The sequence below is a fragment of the Rhodanobacter sp. LX-99 genome (assembly GCF_018599185.1).
GTDB lineage: Bacteria > Pseudomonadota > Gammaproteobacteria > Xanthomonadales > Rhodanobacteraceae > Rhodanobacter.
Map to the genome: position 1 here is coordinate 1,190,728 of NZ_JAHFVL010000001.1, position 17,105 is coordinate 1,207,832.

Below are 17,105 nucleotides of genomic sequence, written 5' to 3' on the forward strand. Positions count from 1 at the left end.
AGTTATCATGGGCGGTCCCCATTGGAGAATCGACATGGCGCAGCAATACCCCGAATGGATCTGGCAGAACGGCAGCATCAAGCCCTGGGCCGAGGCGACTACCCATGTGATGTCGCACGCGCTGCACTACGGCTCATCGGTGTTCGAGGGTATCCGCAGCTACGCCACGCCCGACGGCGCGGCGATCTTCCGCCTCACCGACCACCTGAACCGGCTGTACCAGTCGGCCAAGATCTACGACATGGCGTTGCCCTACTCGGCCGACGAACTGGCCGCAGCCTGCCGCGAAGTGATCCGCAAGAACGAACTGGGTGCTTCCTACCTGCGCCCGGTCGCCTGGCGCGGCCTGGGCGGTTTCGGCCTGTCCGCCGAAACCCCGATCGACATGGCCGTGGCCACCTGGCCGATGGGCCCGTACCTCGGCGCCGAGGCGCTGCAGAACGGCATCGACGCCTGCGTGTCGAGCTGGCAGCGCTTCGCGCCGAACACCATCCCGGCCGGCGCCAAGGCCGGCGGCAATTATCTTTCCGGCCAGCTGATCGCGCGTGAAGCACGCCGCCTCGGCTTCGGCGAAGGCATCGCGCTGGCCTCCACCGGCCTGCTCAGCGAAGGCGCCGGCGAGAACCTGTTCCTGGTCTTCGACGGCGTGCTGCACACCCCGCCAGCCAGCGCCTCGCTGCTCACCGGCATCACCCGCAACACGCTGATGACGCTGGCCCGCGAGGACGGCATCGAGGTGGTCGAGCGCGACATCCCGCGCGAATACCTGTACCTCGCCGAGGAAGTGCTGATGTGCGGTACCGCCGCCGAGATCACCCCGATCCGCTCGGTCGACGGCAAGCAGGTCGGCACCGGCAAGGCCGGTCGCGTGACCCTGCGCCTGCAGGAACTGTTCTTCGGCCTGTTCGACGGCCGCACCCACGACAAGTGGGGCTGGCTGGAACAGGTGTGAGCGTGCAACCGATGCGCTGATTCGTGAAACGCCCCGCGATGCGGGGCGTTTTTGTTTCTGCTCTGGTCGGTGCTCCCTCCCCTGCATCGCAGGGGAGGGGCCAAAGGCGTCAGCTGAACTTGATGCTGGCGATCGCGCCATTCGCATCGGCGCGCGGGCGCATGGAGACGTCCCAGCCGTAGAGTTCGCACAGGCGGCGCACGATGGCCAGGCCGAGGCCGGCGCCGCTGCCGCCGGCGCCTTCGCCGCGCACGCCGCGCTGGAACAGCCGCTCGGCGTCCTCCGGCTTGATCCCGGGGCCGGTGTCGATCACCTCGATGCGGCCGTCGCCCACTTCGACGCGCACGCTGCCTTCGAGCGTGTACTTGATCGCATTGCCGACCAGGTTGGTCAGCGCCACCGACAGCACCGAGGCCGGCGCGTTGACGTTGACCGGTTCGCTGACGGCGAGCTCGATGCTCAGCGGCTTGCCGCGCATCTGCGGGCGCTGGCTCTCGATCACGTCGGCGGCGACCTTGCCCACCTCGGTGGTCTCGCCGCGGGTGGGGCCGCGCCGCTCGGCGCGCGACAGCAGCAGCAGCGCCTCGATCAGCTCGGTGGCCTGGCGCGACGCGCGCTCGATCCGCTTCAGCCGCTCGCTCAGCTTCTCGGTGAGATCGGGCGAACCCTGCAGCAGTTCGGTGGTGCTGGCGATCACCGCCAGCGGCGTGCGCAGTTCGTGGCTGACGTCGGAATTGAATTCGCGATCGCGCTCGACCATCGCGGTGAGCCGCGCCGAATACTCGTCCAGCGCATGCGCCAGCTCGCCCACCTCGTCGTCGGCGAAGTGCGGCGCCAGCGGCTCGGCCTTGCCGGCCTTGCGGAAATCGCGCAGGCGGTTGGCCAGCTCGCTGACCGGCTTCAGTACCTTGCGCGAAAGCCACAAGCCCAACACCAATGAGAGCAGGCCGAACAGGAACACCGCGCCGATTACGCTGAACAACAACTGCTGCTTGCCGAGTTCGTCGCGGGTAACGTCATAGCGGATGAACCCGATCAGTCCGTACTTCTTGCGTACGGCAAGCTTGTAGTGGTGCCTCGTACCGTCTGCTCCCGTCTCGTAAATATCGTGCACGCCGCTGTCGAGCGCCTGCCAGGAAAGCGGCATGTTGTAGAGCGTGCGATCGCTGCGCATCCAGGCCTCGATGAGGTCGGAACCCGCTGGCTTGGTGGGATCCTTGTGCACTTTCTCGACAGCCTGATCCACGTCCTGCTGCAAGGATGCGGTAACCAGCTGGCTTTCGACCTTGGCGCGAATGTTCAGCGCGGCCACGGCAAACAACGCGCTGAGGCCGAAGCCGAACAGCGCGAAGGAGACGATCAATCGAAAGCGAAGCTTACGCCTGGACTGCATCCGGCTCGACCATCCGATAGCCAATGCCGTGCCGCGTGTGGATCAGCGGCTTGTCGAACGGTTTGTCGATGGCGGCGCGCAGGCCATGGATGTGCACGCGCAGCGAATCGCTGTCGGGCAGTTCCTCGCCCCACACGCGCTGTTCCAGGTCCTGCCGGGTGACCACTGACGGGCTCGCTTCCATCAGCGCCTGCAGCAGCTTCAGGCCGATCGGGTTCAACTGGATCGACTTGCCCTCGCGGTTCACCGTGAGCGTATCCAGGTTGAAGGTCAGGTCGGCCACCTTCAGCACGCGGCTCTGCGGACCCTTGCCGCGGCGCGCCAGCACTTCCAGCCGCGCGGCCAGTTCCTGCAGCGCGAACGGCTTGGTCATGTAGTCGTCGGCGCCGGACTCGAAGCCGGTCAGCTTCTGCTCCAGCGCGTCGCGCGCGGTCAGCATCAGGATCGGGGTCTGCTTGTGTGCCTCGTGGCGTAGCTTGCGCGCCACTTCCAGGCCGTCCATGCCGGGCAGCGTGAGATCGAGCACGATCACGTCGAAATCGTGCACCACCGCCAGGTGCAGGCCGGTCACGCCGTCGCCCGCGAAATCGACCACGTTGCCCCGGTCTTCCAGATAATCGCCGATGTTGGTCGCGATATCGCTGTTGTCTTCGATCACCAGTACGCGCATGTGTCACTCCTGCGCAGCCGGCGCACAGGCCGGCTGGAGCTGCAAGCTTAACAATCTTGTGTGAAGCCGGCGCGCCAGGCGCGCCGTGAAACTGAACGAGATGCCATCCGGGCAAGAAAAAGGCCCAGATGCGCGACTCGCCGTCGCCCACCTGGGCCCAAACTACTGCCCCGATACCATCGTCTGCCGTCACCCAGCCGTTCAGGCCAACGTGCTGCAAAAAACAGTGACTGCTTTATAGGGGGTCGGTGGTTACGGTGCAGTTAACCCGTTCCCACCTGGCTGAATGCAGTCCTTCCGCGGAAGCAATGGCCACGGAGAGGGGCTGGCGGCTCAAGCCTTGGCGGGCTTGCGGCGCGGGCGGGTTTCGGCGTGGGAATCGTGGGCCTGCGCTTGCAGCAGGTCCATGATCGCGCCGGCCACGTCGATGCCGGTGGCGGTCTCGATGCCTTCCAGGCCGGGCGAGGCGTTCACTTCCAGCAGCAAAGGGCCGCGGTTGGAGCGCAGCAGGTCGACGCCGGCGATGCCCAGCCCCAGCGCGCCGGCCGCGCGCACGGCGATGCGCCGTTCCTCGGCGCTCAGCGTGGCCGCCACCGCGGTGCCGCCGCGGTGCAGGTTCGCGCGGAAATCGCCCGGGCTGGAGTCGCGCTGCATCGCCGCCACCACCTTCTTGCCGACCACAAAGCAGCGCAGGTCGCTGCCCTTTGCCTCGGCCACGAACTCCTGCACCAGGAAGTTCGCGTACAGGCCGCGGAACGCCTCGATCACGCTCTGCGACGCGGCGCGCTTCTCCGCCAGCACCACGCCGGTGCCCTGGCTGCCCTCGTTGAGCTTGATCACGTGCGGCGGATCACCGAGCAGGCCCAGCACGTCCTCGGTATCGTCCGGGTTGTCGCCGAACACCGTCACCGGCATGTCGATGCCCTGCGCGGCGAGGATCTGCAGGCAGCGCAGCTTGTCGCGCGCGCGCAGGACCGCGTCGGACGGGTTCGGCGTGTACACGCCCATCATCTCCAGCTGGCGCAGCACGGCGGTGCCGTAGAACGTGCTGGTGGTGCCGATGCGCGGGATCACCGCATCGATGTCGCGCAGCTCCTTGCCCTTGTAGCGGATCGACGATGCGCCCGGCGCGATGCGCACGTAGCAGCGCAGCGGATCGAACACGCGCACCACGTGCCCGCGCACGCGCGCGGCTTCGACCAGGCGCTTGGTCGAATAGAGTCGGGTATTGCGCGACAGGATCGCGATCTTCATGGAGTGGCCGTCATCGAAGGTCCGTGGCCGCCGTCAGTGGCCGCGGCTGGGTATAGGAGCGTACCGGGTCCACCGCAAAACGCCCGCTCAGCGCGCTGCGGCCCAGCAACATCGGAAACAGCATATGCCGACGATCGGTCAGGTTGATGTCGACGCTGAACTGTTGCCCGGCCAGCTGCACTTCACTGCGGATGAACCAGCGCTCGGTGCGCCGCCCCCCGGTGTCGGTCACCGCGCGGCGGTCCAGCGCCGGCGCCTCGCAGCAGATTTCCATCGGCTGACGCCGCCCGGCATGGATAGTGAACCGCAGCCAGGTCGCACCGTTGCGCTGGAAGGTCTCCAGGGTGTCCACATGCAGCGAACTGCTGCGCGCGCCGGTATCGAGCTTCGCCTTGAGCATGCCGATACCCAGCTGCGGCAACGCCAGCCGCTCGCGCCAGCCCAACGTAATCAGGCCCGCGGTGATCAGATCCGCCATAAGGACTTCGGGATTGCTCGGGGACCGGGGAGTGGAGCGGGTGAAGGGAATCGAACCCTCGTCAGTAGCTTGGGAAGCTACAGCTCTACCATTGAGCTACACCCGCCTGGGTCGGCGGATGGTAACCCGGGATTCGCGTGGTTGAAAAGCCGAGAACCGGCCGGGCGACCCAACGCGTGCTGAACAACCGCCTGCGCATACTTCGGCGACGGTCATCGCCGGCCTGACAATGCACGTTGAGGCGGGGGAATCGAACGGAAGCCCCCGTGCCACCCGCGCTCACTCCCAAGGAGAGCACCATGCCCAGGTTTGTCGAGTTGTCCACTCCGTGGCGCCGTCACTGGCGAGCGCTGGCGATCACGTTGCTGTGCATGGCGGCGGGCCTGGCCCAGGCGCAGTCCGGCGTCGACGACAGCGCCGATCCGCCGAGCCGGGTGGCGCGGCTGTCGTACGTCGCTGGCGACATCGGCTTCCTGCCTGCCGGCGCGAAGGACTGGAGCGACGCCAACATCAACCGCCCGCTGACCACCGGCGACAAGCTGTCCACCGCCGCGGGCGCACGCGCCGAACTGGAGTTCGGCGGCGGCACGCTGCGCATCGACGGGCGGACCGACTTCGGCCTGCTCGACCTCAACGATCAGCTGGCCCAGATCGAGCTGACCCAGGGCACGCTCAGCCTCACCGTGCGCCGCCTCGACGACGGCCAGAGCTACGAGATCGACACTCCGGCCGTGGCGCTGGTGGTCGACCAGCCCGGCACGTTCCGCGTCGACATCGACGAGCGCGACGGCAGCACCCGCGTCACCGCGTTCGACGGCGGCGCCACCGTGTTCGGCGAGAACAACGCGCAGCGCTCGATCAACCCCGGGCGCAGCTACCGCTTCGTCGATCCCAGCCTGTCCACGGTGACGATCACCGACATCGACGGCGGCGACGCGTTCGACGACTGGGCCAGCGAACGCGACCGCCGCTACGCGCAATCGGACAGCAGCCGGTACGTCTCCGTCGACGTGGTCGGCTACCAGGACCTCGACCAGTACGGCGCCTGGCAGGACACCAGCGAGTACGGCGCGGTGTGGTTCCCGCGCGACGTCGGCCCCGGCTGGGCGCCGTACCGCACCGGCCACTGGGCCTACATCGCGCCATGGGGCTGGACCTGGGTGGACGATGCGCCGTGGGGCTTCGCGCCCTACCACTACGGCCGCTGGGCGTACGTGCGCGGCGGCTGGGGCTGGATCCCGGGGCCGCGCGACGTGCGCCCGATCTACGCACCGGCGCTGGTCGCCTTCGTCGGCGGCGGTGGCTGGTCGGTCGGCATCGGCGGCGCGCCGGTGGGCTGGTTCCCGCTCGGCCCCGGCGAGTTCTACAACCCGTGGTACCGCTGCGGCCGCACCTATTACGCCAACGTCAACATCCGCAATATCCACGGTCGCCACGGCTACGATCCGCGCCGCGACATCGACGACCACTACAACCGTTACCGCCGCGGCCAGCCCGGTCGCGGCGACCACTACGTCAACCGCGACGCACCGCGCGGCTTCACCGCCGTGCCCGGCCGCAGCTTCGCCGGCGGCCGCCACGTGCAGCGCGACATGATGCGGATCGACCCGCGCAAACTCACCGATGCGCCGGTGCTGCCGCGTGGCGTCGACCGGCCGCGCCCGATCGCCGACGCTGCAAGGCCTCCGCGCAACGCGCACGCACGCGACTTGCCCGCCGGCGGCTTCAACCGCCAGGTGGTGGCGCGCCGCGCGCCGCCCGTCATACAAGACGTACCCGTTCCCGGCCGCAACGACAGGTTCGCCGCCAAGCCGCGCAGCAACGTGCACGTGCTGGATGACCAGGGCGATCTCGGCCGCAGCCGGCGTCCGTCCATGGCGGACCGCAACGACAACATTCCGCGCCGGCCAGTCACCGCGACCGGGCAGCTTCCCGCCGTCCCGCGCATCGCAACGGCCACGCCCGACCGCAGGCCGGACATGGTGCGCGACGACGGCGAACTGCGCTCCGCACGCTTCGCCCACCCGCGCGGCCGCGACGACATGGACCGCCGCGCGGCGACGCCACGCCCGGGTGTCAGCTACATCGCCCCCGCCGCAGAAGACCGGGCGCGCGCGACCTCCGGCAACCGCCCGATGCCGTCGGAGGCGCCGCCGCAGATCCGGCGCGCCGAACCTCGCCGCATGCCGGCCGACGACGACCGCTTCCAGCGCTATCAGTCGTCCGATCGCGCCATGCAGCGGGAACGGCCGCAGCCGACGGCACCGGCACGCGATATGGCCGCGCCGCGCTTCCAGAGGCCCGAGCCCGCCGCACCGCGCGAATATGTGCGCGAACAGCCGCGCCCGATGCCCAGCCCGAACCGCAGCGAACCGATGCCGCAGCGCTACCAGCCACCGCAGCGCGCCATGCCGGAGCCCCGCGCCATGCCGCAGCCGCGCGCCGAAACGCCGCGGCCGCAACGCAGCGAAGCACGGCCGTCCAACCGCAAGAACGCGGAGCGTGTGCGCGAGGACGGGCGGCAGTACTGAGGCCTGCCCCATCCCAAAACCCTCCCCTGCGCGCAGGGAGGGTTGGGGTGGGGTATAGCCCTACAATACGCGGATGCCCACGATCGATTCCCCCGACCACACCACCCCTGAATACATGCGCCGCATCCGCAGCTTCGTGCTGCGCGAAGGACGCATGACGCCGGCGCAGCAACGCGCGTTCGACACGCTGTGGTCGCGCTTCGGCATCGACTATCGGGGCACGCCGCACGACTTCGCCGCGAGCTTCGGCCGATCGGCGCCGCTGGTGCTGGAGATCGGCTTCGGCAATGGCGAGGCGCTGGCCTGGGCCAGCGAGCACGACCAGGCGCGCGACTTCATCGGTGTCGAAGTGCACGGTCCCGGCGTGGGCCGGCTGATGAACGCGCTGGCTGCACGCGACGCCGGCAACGTGCGGCTGTACAAGCACGACGCGGTGGAAGTGCTGCAGCACGAGATCGCTCCCGCCGCCCTGGCCGAAGCGCGCATCTGGTTCCCCGACCCGTGGCACAAGAAGCGCCACAACAAGCGTCGCCTGATCCAGCCCGAGTTCGTCGCCCTGCTCGCCTCGCGCATGGCTCCGAACGGCCTGCTGCACCTAGCCACCGACTGGCAACCCTACGCCGAGCACATGCTCGAGGTGATGGAAGCCGCCCCCGCCTGGCGCAACCAGCTCGGCCCCGGGCAGTACGCCGAGAAACCCGAGTGGCGCATCGAGACCCACTTCGAGCGGCGCGGGCTGAAGCTGGGGCATGGGGTGTGGGATTTGCTGTATCGGAAGATCTGAGCGAAGAGCGACCCCACCCCAACCCTCCCCCTGCGACCGAAGGAAGTCCCTTGTGGGCAAGCAGGGGAGGGGGCAAGACGCGCTCCGGCCCGGCTCCCTTCCAGCAAGGGCACCTGCGATTCTGCTCCTCCCCCTGCTGGCAGGGGGAGGCTGGGAGGGGGTCAGGCCTTTGACTCTTCTTCCAGTACCCGAAAAATCTCCGCTACCACGTCATCCGTGCGCAACAGCACGTCGTCATTCCAGAATCGCAGCACGCGATAGCCCTCACGCTGCAAGGCTTCGGTGCGCCGCTGGTCGTACGCCAGTGCATCGAGGTGCTGTCCGCCATCCAGCTCGACCACCAGCCGCGCCGGCACGCAGACGAAGTCCACGATATAACCGGCCAGCGGATACTGGCGACGGAACTTGTGGCCGTCCAATTGCTGCCGGCGCAGGAAATACCACAGGCGGCGTTCCGCGTCGGTGCTGTTGTTGCGCAAACGGCGGGCATTGATCCATATACGCTGCATGGCTGAGCCTCTTCCGATCTGAGGCGAAGAGCTTTACCCCCTCCCAGCCTCCCCCTGCCAGCAGGGGGAGGAGCAAAGCGTCGTACTCCATCCCCTGCGCACAGGGTGAGGGCTGATCGCTGTGCTCCCTCCCCTGCGTAGCAGGGGAGGGTCGGGGTGGGGTTGCTCTTGGCCTCCGGTTCACCAGCAACCTTGCTGCGCCGCTTATACTCACGGCCATCCACCCAGGGACGAATCGTCGCAGCGTGAAGCTTCCACTGCCCCATCGTATCCACCGCAGCCAGCTGCTCCGCAGGGACGTCAGCTAGTGGCACTCTCGCTCACCCCCGAAATGATCCTGGTACTCGGGCTGGTGGGCTTCACCATGCTGATGCTGGTGCTGGAGTGGATCCGCGCCGACATGGTGGCGCTGCTGGTGGTGGTGGTGATCGGGCTGACCGGGCTGATTCCGTCCGAGCGCGTGTTCAACGGTTTCGCCGGCAACGCGGTGATCGCGATCATCGCGATCATGATCATGGGCGAGGGACTCGATCGCGCCGGCGTGCTCAACCTCACCGCGAACTTCGTGATGCGCATGGCGCGTGGTGCGGAATCGCGCCTGGGCGTGGTGATCAACCTGGTCGCCAGCCTGTTCAGCGCGGTGATCCCCAGCCAGGCGCTGGCGGCGCTGATGATCCCGGTCAGCAGCCGGCTGGCCGCGCGCACCGGCGTGCCGCTGTCGAAGCTGCTGCTGCCGATGGCGTTCTGCATCCTCACCGCCACCAACACCACGCTGATCGCGAACTCGCCGCTGATCGTGCTGAACGACCTGATCGCCAGCGCCAACGTGAACCTGCCGCCGGGCGCGCACACGATCCCGAAGTTCGGCCTGTTCAGCGTCACCCCGGTCGGCCTGACCCTGGCGCTGCTGGGCGTGGGCTACTTCTACTTCTTCGGCCGCAAGCTGCTGCCCGGGCACGAGGATGAGCGGCTGAAGGTGACGCCGGGGCGCACCGAGAGCTACTTTGCCGAGACCTACGGCATCGTCGGCGAGACCGCCGAACTCACCGTCACCGCGGAAAGCCCGCTGGTCGGCATGAGCATCGGCGAGGTCGAGCAGTTGCACGAGGCGCCGCTGATCCTGGCGATCAAGAGCGGCAATGACGCGCGCATGGCGCCGCCGGCCGATCACGTGATCTGGGTCGGCTCGGTGCTCGGCGTGCTCGGCCCGCGCGAGCAGCTCAACCAGTTCGCCAATAACCAGCTGTGCCGGCTGTCCACCCGCATGCGCCAGCTCGGCGAGCTGTTCAATCCCACCCGCGCCGGCATTTCCGAGGTGGTGATCCCGCCGGTGTCGCGCTTCATCAAGCACACCGTGGGCGAGCTGCGCCTGCGCAAGCGCTTCGGCATCTCGGTGCTGGCGGTGAACCGCGGCGACCAGGTGATGCGCGACGACGTGCGCGCGGTCAGCCTGCGCGCCGGCGACACCGTGGTGCTGCACAGCAACTGGCGCGACCTGTCGCTCGCCGCGGAAGAGAGGGACCTGGTCGTCGTCACCGACATTCCGAAGGAGCAGCAGCGCCCAGGCAAGATCTGGCAGGCGGTGGGCTTCTTCCTGCTGGCGAAGTGCCTGGCGCTGTTCACCAACCTCGACCTGTCGGTGGCGATGATGACCGGTGCGATCGGCATGCTGCTCACCGGCGTGCTGAACATGGACGAGGGCTACAAGGCGATCAACTGGAAGACCATCTTCGTCACCGCCTGCCTGATCCCGCTGGGCTGGTCGATGGACGCCACCGGCACCGCCGCGTGGATCGCCCAGGTGGTGCTGGACCACCTGGGCAGCGCGTCGCCGTGGCTGCTGCAGCTGTGCCTGGCCATTCTCACCCTGCTGTTCTCGCAGGTGATGTCCAACGTGGGCGCCACCGTGATGATGGTGCCGATCGCGATCAGCGTGGCCGTCGCCACCGGCGGCAACCCGTCGGCCTACGCGCTGATCGTGGCGGTGTCCTCGTCCAATACCTTCCTGCTCAGCTCCGGCCATCCGGCGCTGATGATGGTCACCGGTCCCGGCGGCTACAAGGGCAAGGACTTCCTGCGCGTGGGCCTGCCGCTGACCTTCCTGGTCCTCGTCGTCACCCTGCTCGCGATCAACCTGCTGTTCCATTGAGACGAAGAACACCCCGCCCCAGCCCTCCGCTGCTCCGCAGGGAAGGGGGCAAAGCTTGCAGCGGGAGAAGAGCAGAACGGCACTGCCCGCTATCATTCACGATTTACCACGACCATCAGGAACGCACGGATGACCCCACTCCCCTGCTTCAAGGCCTACGACATTCGCGGGCGCGTGCCCGACGAGCTTGACGAAACACTGGCGCGCAGGATCGGCCTGGGCATGTCCGGCCTGCTCGGCCCGGGAGCGGTGGTGGTGGGACGTGACGTACGCCTGAGCAGCCCGGCACTGCAGGCGGCGTTGACCGAAGGCTTCCAGGCGGCCGGGCGCGAGGTGATCGACATCGGCATGGGCGGCACCGAGGAAGTCTATTTCCAGACCGACCATCTCGGCGCAGCCGGCGGCGTGATGGTCACGGCCAGCCACAACCCGATGGACTACAACGGCATGAAGCTGGTGCGCGAGGGCTCCCGGCCGATCAGCGGCGACAGCGGACTGTTCGCGATCCGCGATTTCGCCGCCAGCCACGACGCGCCGATCCCGACGGCCACCGCCACGCCACGCCTGATGACGGACAAGTCCGCCTACGTCGCCCACCTGCTTGGCTACATCGACCGCGACCGGCTGCAGCCGCTGAAGATCGTGGTCAACGCCGGCAACGGCGGCGCCGGCCTCGTGGTCGACCAGCTCGCCCCGCACCTGCCGTTCCGGTTCATCCGCATCCAGCACGAAGCGGACGGCCATTTCCCCAACGGCATCCCCAACCCGCTGCTGCCCGAATGCCGCGCCGCCACAGCCGACGCGGTGCGCGCGCATGGCGCCGACTTCGGCGTGGCCTGGGACGGCGACTTCGACCGCTGCTTCTTCTTCGACGCCGACGGCCGCTTCATCGAGGGCTACTACCTGGTCGGCCTGCTGGCCAAAGCGCTGCTGGCGCGGCACCCGGGCGGCAGGATCATCCACGACCCGCGACTCACCTGGAACACCATCGAGATGGTGCGCGAGGCCGGCGGCATCCCGGTGCTGAGCAAGACCGGCCATGCCTTCATCAAGGAACGCATGCGCGCCGAGAACGCCGTCTACGGCGGCGAGATGAGCGCCCACCACTACTTCCGCGACTTCGCCTACTGCGACTCCGGCATGATCCCGTGGCTGCTGATCGCCGACCTGATCTCGGCCAGCGGGCTGTCGCTGGCCGAGATGGTGGAAGACCGCATGCGCGCCTTCCCGTGCAGCGGCGAAATCAACTTCAAGGTCGCCGACGCCCGCGCCGCCACCGAACGCGTGCTGGCGCACTACGCCCACCTCGCCCCCGCCCTCGACCACACCGACGGCATCAGCGCCGACTTCGGCAACTGGCGCTTCAACCTGCGCAGCTCCAACACCGAACCGCTGCTGCGGCTCAACGTGGAGTCACGCGGCGACAGCGCACTGATGCAGGAACGCACGGCCGAGATCGCGGCGTTGATCGGAGGCTGACGAGCGAACCGCTCACCCAACCCTTCCGTTCATCCCCGGATCAAGTCCGGGGCAGGCTCTGAGCCCGTCGAAGGATGGACGGAAGGATGCGCAGCGGGCCAATCCTCACGAATGCCCTTCGACAGGCTCGGGGCGAACGGGTTATACGCGGGCTCACAGCGAACGGGGTTTGCGCAAGCACGCCGCGCTACATGCAACCCGCGCCGGCCCATTAGACTGGCGGCCACCCGGGGGAATCCAGACAGGCTCATGCAGATACCTACGTTGCCATCCACGAAAATCGCGGTTGTCGGGCTCGGCTACGTGGGGCTGCCGCTGGCGGTGGAATTCGGCAGGCAGTTCGATACCGCCGGCTTCGACATCAGCGGCGAACGCGTCGCCGAGCTGCGCGCGGGGCGCGACCACACGCAGGAAACCCCGCCGGAGGAACTGGCTGCTGCCAGCCAGCTGCGCTTCACCACCGACATCGGCGACCTTGCCGGGTGCAACGTCTTCATCGTCACCGTGCCCACCCCGGTCGACGAAGCGAACCGGCCCGACCTGAGCCCGCTGGAGAACGCCAGCGCCAGCATCGGCACGGTGCTCAAGCGCGGCGACGTGGTGATCTACGAATCCACCGTCTACCCCGGCACCACCGAGGAGATCTGCGTGCCGGTGCTGGAGCGGGTCTCGGGGCTGCGCTTCAACCGCGACTTCAGCTGCGGCTACAGCCCGGAACGGATCAATCCCGGCGACAAGCAGCACCGGCTGCCCACGATCACCAAGATCACCTCCGGCTCCACGCCCGAAACCGCCGACTTCGTCGATGCGCTGTACCGCCGCATCATCACCGCCGGCACGCACAAGGCATCCAGCATCAAGGTGGCCGAAGCGGCCAAGGTCATCGAGAACACCCAGCGCGACGTCAACATCGCGCTGGTCAACGAGCTGGCGATGATCTTCAACACCATGGGCATCGACACCCAGGACGTGCTGGATGCCGCCGGCACCAAGTGGAACTTCCTGCCGTTCAAGCCCGGCCTGGTCGGCGGCCACTGCATCGGCGTGGACCCGTATTACCTCACGCACAAGGCCACCATCCTCGGCTACCACCCCGAACTGATCCTCGCCGCGCGCCGCATCAACAGCCGCATGGGGCTGTACGTGGCGCACCAGGTGATCCGCCTGATGGCGAACAAGCGCATCCACGTGGTCGGTTCGCGCATCCTGGTGCTGGGCCTGGCCTTCAAGGAAAACTGCCCCGACCTGCGCAACACCCGCGTGGTGGAAATCGTGCGCGAACTCGAAGCCACGCACGCCCAGGTGGACGTGTACGACCCCTGGGCCGATCCGCTCGAGAGCCGCCAGAAACTCGGCGTCACCCTGGTCGATACGCCCGCCGAACATGCTTACGACGCCATCGTGCTGGCCGTGGCACACCGGGATTTCCTCGGCCACGGCGACGCAGACATCCGCCGCTACGGCCGCGAGAACTGCGCCGTGTTCGACATCAAGAGCCTGCTGCCCGTTGCCGCTGTCGACGGACGGCTGTAGGGCCAACCCGCTGCATCTTGCACGGTCGGCGTGAATGGGGAGGCGTGCTTGCGGTCATCCACTCGCATCATGCTTCCCGCGCCAGCCTTACCTCGCCGGCTTCCACCTGCACCGCCACCGCGCGCAGGTGTTCGCCGCGGCACGGGCCGGCGATGCACAGGCCGTCGCCCCGGTTGAAGGTGGCGCCGTGCACGGCGCAGATCAGGGTGTCGTTCTTCAGCAGGAACTTGCCGGGGGCGTAGTCGAGACGGCGGCCGGCGTGCGGGCAGACGTTGAGGTAGCCGCGCACCTGGTCGCCGCGGCGCAGCAGGATCAGGCTTTCGTCGCCGTCGGCCAGGCTGGCGTCGACGGCGGTGGCGCCGCCGTCGGGGATCTCGTCGAGCCGGCACAGCGACTGCCGGTCCAGCGATTCGACGGGGGTAAATGTATCCATCGGCACTTGCCTCGCGGGGCGGATAGCCCCATGGTTGCACGCGTAAGTCGTTGATTTTACCACACGGATTTTTAACACATGTATTTCGCCATGCCTTCCCTGCGTCGTCCCCGCCACCCGCTTGCCCGTGCCCTGTCGTTGCTGCTGGGCGTGGCGGTGCTTGGCGTGCTGCTGGTGTTCGGGCTGGTGGTGGCCGGCGTGCTGCTGGTCGGCGGCGTCGTGCTGCTGGCCGTGCGCCAGTGGAAGCAGGGCCGCGCGCCGGCGAAGCCGGTGGCGTCCAACGCGCAGCCGGCCGTGCTGGAAGGCGAGTTCGTGGTGATCCGCCAGGGGCGCCCCGTCGCGCACTGATCGCGTTTTTCGGCAACCCGCTGCGGACAACCGGCACGGACGCGCGGATAATGCGCCGTCCCCATACGATCCACCCCCATGTCCGATATCCCTGCCTCCGTCGCGGCCGAAACGCCGCGCAGCCTGACTGATCCCCGCTTCCTGATCCCGCTGGCGCTGCTCGCGCTGTACGTGATCTGGGGTTCGACCTACCTGGGTATCCGTTTCGCGCTGGAAAGCTACCCGCCGTTCCTGCTCGCCGGCGTGCGTTTCCTGTGCGCCGGCGTGGTGCTGTACGGCTTCCTGCGCCTGCGCGGGATTGCCCCGCCGACGCGACTGCAGTGGCGCAACGCCGCGATCACCAGCGTGTTCTTGCTTGGCCTCGGCAACGGCCTGGTGTGTTTTGCCGAACAGCAGGTGAGTTCGGGCATCGCCGCGGTGGCGGTAGCCAGCATGCCGCTGTTCGCCGCGCTGTTCACCGGCATGTACGGCGAATGGCCGAACCGGCACGAAAGCTTCGGCCTGGTGGTCGGCTTTGCCGGCGTGATCGTGCTGAACCTGGGCAGCAGCCTGTCCGGCTCACGGCTGGGTGCGCTGGCGCTGCTGGCCGCGGCCGCCGCATGGGCCTTCGGATCGGCGTGGAGCCGACGCCGCGAAATGCCGCCCGGCCCGATGAACACCGCCGCGCAAATGATCTGCGGGAGCATCGCGCTGCTCGGCTTCGCCCTGCTCAGCGGCGAGCGGCTGCCGACGCATCCCAGCCTGCGTTCCACTTTGGCGATCGCCTATCTGGCGGTGTTCGGCTCGATCATCGCGTTCAGCGCCTATCTGTATGTGCTCAAGCGCGCGCGCCCGGCACTGGCCACCAGCTACGCCTACGTGAACCCGCCGGTGGCGGTGCTGTTCGGCGTGCTGTTGGCCGGCGAGCACGTGGGGCCCTACGACCTCGCCGGCATGGCGATCATCCTGTTCGGCGTGGCGGTGATCACGCTGGCGAAGCGGCGGCGGTAGCTTTGCTCCCTCCCCTGCTGGCAGGGGAGGGTTGGGGCGGGGTTGTTCTTCGCCGCAAGGTCAAAAGCTTCACGTTTGGCGGCGCAGATTGGCTTCATTGAAGCTAGACCATGGTCGGCTTGCCCGTGGCGCCGCCGCGGCGCGACGATGTCGCGATCACCGGCGGAGAACAGCATGAACGCGAGACAGGACGGCTGGATGGCGCGCGCGGCGTTGCGCAGCGCGGCGTGGGCGGAGCGCTGGTTTCCGGATGCGTGGGTGTTCGCCGCGTTGGGCGTGGTGGTGGTGGCGCTGGCGGCATTCGCCTTCGGCGCCACGCCGACGGCGACGGTCAACGCGTTCGGCGAGGGCTTCTGGAGCCTGATCCCGTTCACCATGCAGATGGCGTTCGTGGTGATCGGCGGCTACGTGCTGGCCACCGCGCCGGTGGTGGCGCGCTTCATCGACGTGCTGGCGCGGGCGCCGCGGACGGGGCGCGGGGCGATCGTGTACATCGCGCTGGTCAGCATGCTGGCGTCGCTGCTGAGCTGGGGTTTCTCGCTGGTGTTCGGCGGGCTGCTGGTGCGTGCGCTGGCGCGGCGCGATGACCTGCGCATGGATTACCGCGCGGCCGGCGCGGCGGCATATCTCGGCCTGGGCGCGATCTGGGCGATGGGACTGTCGTCATCGGCGGCGCAGCTGCAGGCGAACCCGGCGAGCATGCCGCCGGGCCTGCTGGCGATCACCGGCGTGCTGCCTTTCAGCCAGACCATCTTCCTGTGGCAGTCGATCGTGCTGACCACGGTGCTGATCGCGGTGTCGCTGCTGGTGTGCTGGTACACCGCCCCGTCGGATGCCAACGCGCGCACCTCGCAGGATTTCGACGTAGCGGAAGATTCGACGCCGGCACTGCCGGTGCGCACGCGCCCCGGCGAGTGGCTGGAGTACAGCCCGCTGCTGTCGCTGGCGATCGGCCTGCTGGGGCTGGGCTGGCTCGGCCACGAGTTCGCCAGCAAGCCGGCGGTGACCGCGATCGCCAACCTCAACACCTACAACTTCCTGTTCCTCACCCTGGGCATCCTGCTGCACTGGCGCCCGCGCAGCTTTCTCGATGCTGTGAGCCGCGCGGTGCCGAGCACGTCGGGCGTGCTGATCCAGTTCCCGCTGTACGGCGGTATCGCCGCGCTGCTCACCCACGTGCCGGGCAGCGACGGCGCCACCCTGGCGCACCGGCTGTCGCACTTGTTCGTGCAGGTGGCCGGCCAGGAGAGTTTCCCCGCGGTGATGGGCGCGTATTCGGCGGTGCTGGGCTTCTTCGTGCCGTCCGGCGGCGGCAAGTGGCTGGTCGAGGCGCCGTACGTGATGCAGGCGGCGAACGACCTGCACGTGCACCTGGGCTGGGCGGTGCAGGTGTACAACGCCGCCGAGGCGCTGCCGAACCTGATCAACCCGTTCTGGATGCTGCCGCTGCTCGGCGTGCTGGGACTGAAGGCGCGCGACGTGGTCGGCTACACCTTCGTGCAGTTGGTGGTGCACGTGCCGCTGGTGCTGGGCATGCTGTGGCTGCTCGGCATGACGCTGACTTACCTGCCGCCGGTGATGCCGTGAACGGGAAACTCCATG

The 17,105-nt window shown here is 68.1% G+C and carries 15 protein-coding genes and 1 tRNA gene; 9 read left to right on the top strand and 7 right to left on the bottom strand.

All coding sequences use genetic code 11. The features are described from left to right. Positions 1-34 precede the first annotated feature (34 nt). Positions 35-952, top strand: a complete 918-nt coding sequence (locus tag KK131_RS05690; protein WP_214555723.1) for a branched-chain amino acid transaminase — start codon at positions 35-37, stop codon at positions 950-952. Positions 953-1,061: 109 nt separating this feature from the next. Here KK131_RS05690 and KK131_RS05695 read toward each other — a convergent pair whose 3' ends face one another. From KK131_RS05695 to KK131_RS05715, 5 genes are all read right to left on the bottom strand, one after another. After that, on the bottom strand, positions 1,062-2,345 hold the full coding sequence (locus tag KK131_RS05695) for a HAMP domain-containing sensor histidine kinase (RefSeq protein ID WP_214555724.1): 1,284 nt from the start codon (positions 2,343-2,345) through the stop codon (positions 1,062-1,064). Beyond that, positions 2,329-3,015 (bottom strand): response regulator transcription factor, encoded by a 687-nt coding sequence (locus KK131_RS05700; RefSeq protein ID WP_007509416.1) that lies wholly within the window; start codon positions 3,013-3,015, stop codon positions 2,329-2,331. The genes KK131_RS05695 and KK131_RS05700 overlap by 17 nt, the downstream gene beginning before the upstream one ends. A gap of 333 nt (positions 3,016-3,348) precedes the next feature. After that, entirely contained in the window at positions 3,349-4,269 is a 921-nt protein-coding gene (gene rimK, locus KK131_RS05705; protein ID WP_214555725.1) for a 30S ribosomal protein S6--L-glutamate ligase, read from the bottom strand. Between the two features lie 10 nt (positions 4,270-4,279). Further along, a complete protein-coding gene (locus tag KK131_RS05710) occupies positions 4,280-4,747 on the bottom strand; it encodes a RimK/LysX family protein (protein ID WP_214555726.1) in 468 nt (155 codons plus the stop codon). Between the two features lie 32 nt (positions 4,748-4,779). Then, a tRNA-Gly gene (locus KK131_RS05715) sits at positions 4,780-4,853 on the bottom strand. A gap of 193 nt (positions 4,854-5,046) precedes the next feature. Between KK131_RS05715 and KK131_RS05720 the strand changes: the two genes are divergently transcribed. Together KK131_RS05720 and trmB are read left to right on the top strand one after the other, a co-directional pair. Continuing rightward, complete coding sequence (locus KK131_RS05720; protein WP_214555727.1) at positions 5,047-7,278, top strand: FecR family protein; 2,232 nt, start codon at positions 5,047-5,049, stop codon at positions 7,276-7,278. A gap of 73 nt (positions 7,279-7,351) precedes the next feature. Then, entirely contained in the window at positions 7,352-8,062 is a 711-nt protein-coding gene (gene trmB / locus KK131_RS05725) for a tRNA (guanosine(46)-N7)-methyltransferase TrmB (RefSeq protein WP_214555728.1), read from the top strand. 161 nt (positions 8,063-8,223) lie between these two features. Here the strand turns inward: trmB and KK131_RS05730 are convergent, their stop codons facing one another. After that, a complete protein-coding gene (locus KK131_RS05730; protein ID WP_214555729.1) occupies positions 8,224-8,571 on the bottom strand; it encodes a DUF559 domain-containing protein in 348 nt (115 codons plus the stop codon). A gap of 331 nt (positions 8,572-8,902) precedes the next feature. Here KK131_RS05730 and KK131_RS05735 point away from each other — a divergent pair, with 331 nt between their 5' ends. From KK131_RS05735 to KK131_RS05745, 3 genes are all read left to right on the top strand, one after another. Then, positions 8,903-10,720 (top strand): SLC13 family permease, encoded by a 1,818-nt coding sequence (locus tag KK131_RS05735; protein WP_214556656.1) that lies wholly within the window; start codon positions 8,903-8,905, stop codon positions 10,718-10,720. Positions 10,721-10,849: 129 nt separating this feature from the next. Next, positions 10,850-12,199 carry a phosphomannomutase gene (locus tag KK131_RS05740; protein ID WP_214555730.1) on the top strand — a complete coding sequence of 450 codons (1,350 nt, stop codon included), beginning with the start codon at positions 10,850-10,852 and terminating at the stop codon, positions 12,197-12,199. A 249-nt stretch (positions 12,200-12,448) separates the two neighbouring features. After that, the gene (locus KK131_RS05745; protein ID WP_214555731.1) at positions 12,449-13,732 is read left to right on the top strand and encodes a nucleotide sugar dehydrogenase; all 1,284 of its coding nucleotides are present in this window, start codon (positions 12,449-12,451) and stop codon (positions 13,730-13,732) included. 67 nt (positions 13,733-13,799) lie between these two features. On the opposite strand, the gene KK131_RS05750 is transcribed toward KK131_RS05745, so the two are convergent. After that, positions 13,800-14,165: a Rieske 2Fe-2S domain-containing protein gene (locus tag KK131_RS05750; protein WP_214555732.1), complete on the bottom strand. Its 366-nt coding sequence runs from the start codon at positions 14,163-14,165 to the stop codon at positions 13,800-13,802. 78 nt (positions 14,166-14,243) lie between these two features. On the opposite strand from KK131_RS05750, the gene KK131_RS05755 reads away from it, so the two are divergent. From KK131_RS05755 to KK131_RS05765, 3 genes are all read left to right on the top strand, one after another. Beyond that, entirely contained in the window at positions 14,244-14,513 is a 270-nt protein-coding gene (locus KK131_RS05755) for a hypothetical protein (protein ID WP_214555733.1), read from the top strand. Positions 14,514-14,591: 78 nt separating this feature from the next. After that, positions 14,592-15,503 carry a drug/metabolite exporter YedA gene (gene yedA / locus KK131_RS05760; RefSeq protein ID WP_214555734.1) on the top strand — a complete coding sequence of 304 codons (912 nt, stop codon included), beginning with the start codon at positions 14,592-14,594 and terminating at the stop codon, positions 15,501-15,503. Positions 15,504-15,701: 198 nt separating this feature from the next. Continuing rightward, a complete protein-coding gene (locus tag KK131_RS05765; RefSeq protein WP_214556657.1) occupies positions 15,702-17,090 on the top strand; it encodes a TIGR00366 family protein in 1,389 nt (462 codons plus the stop codon). Positions 17,091-17,105: the final 15 nt, after the last annotated feature.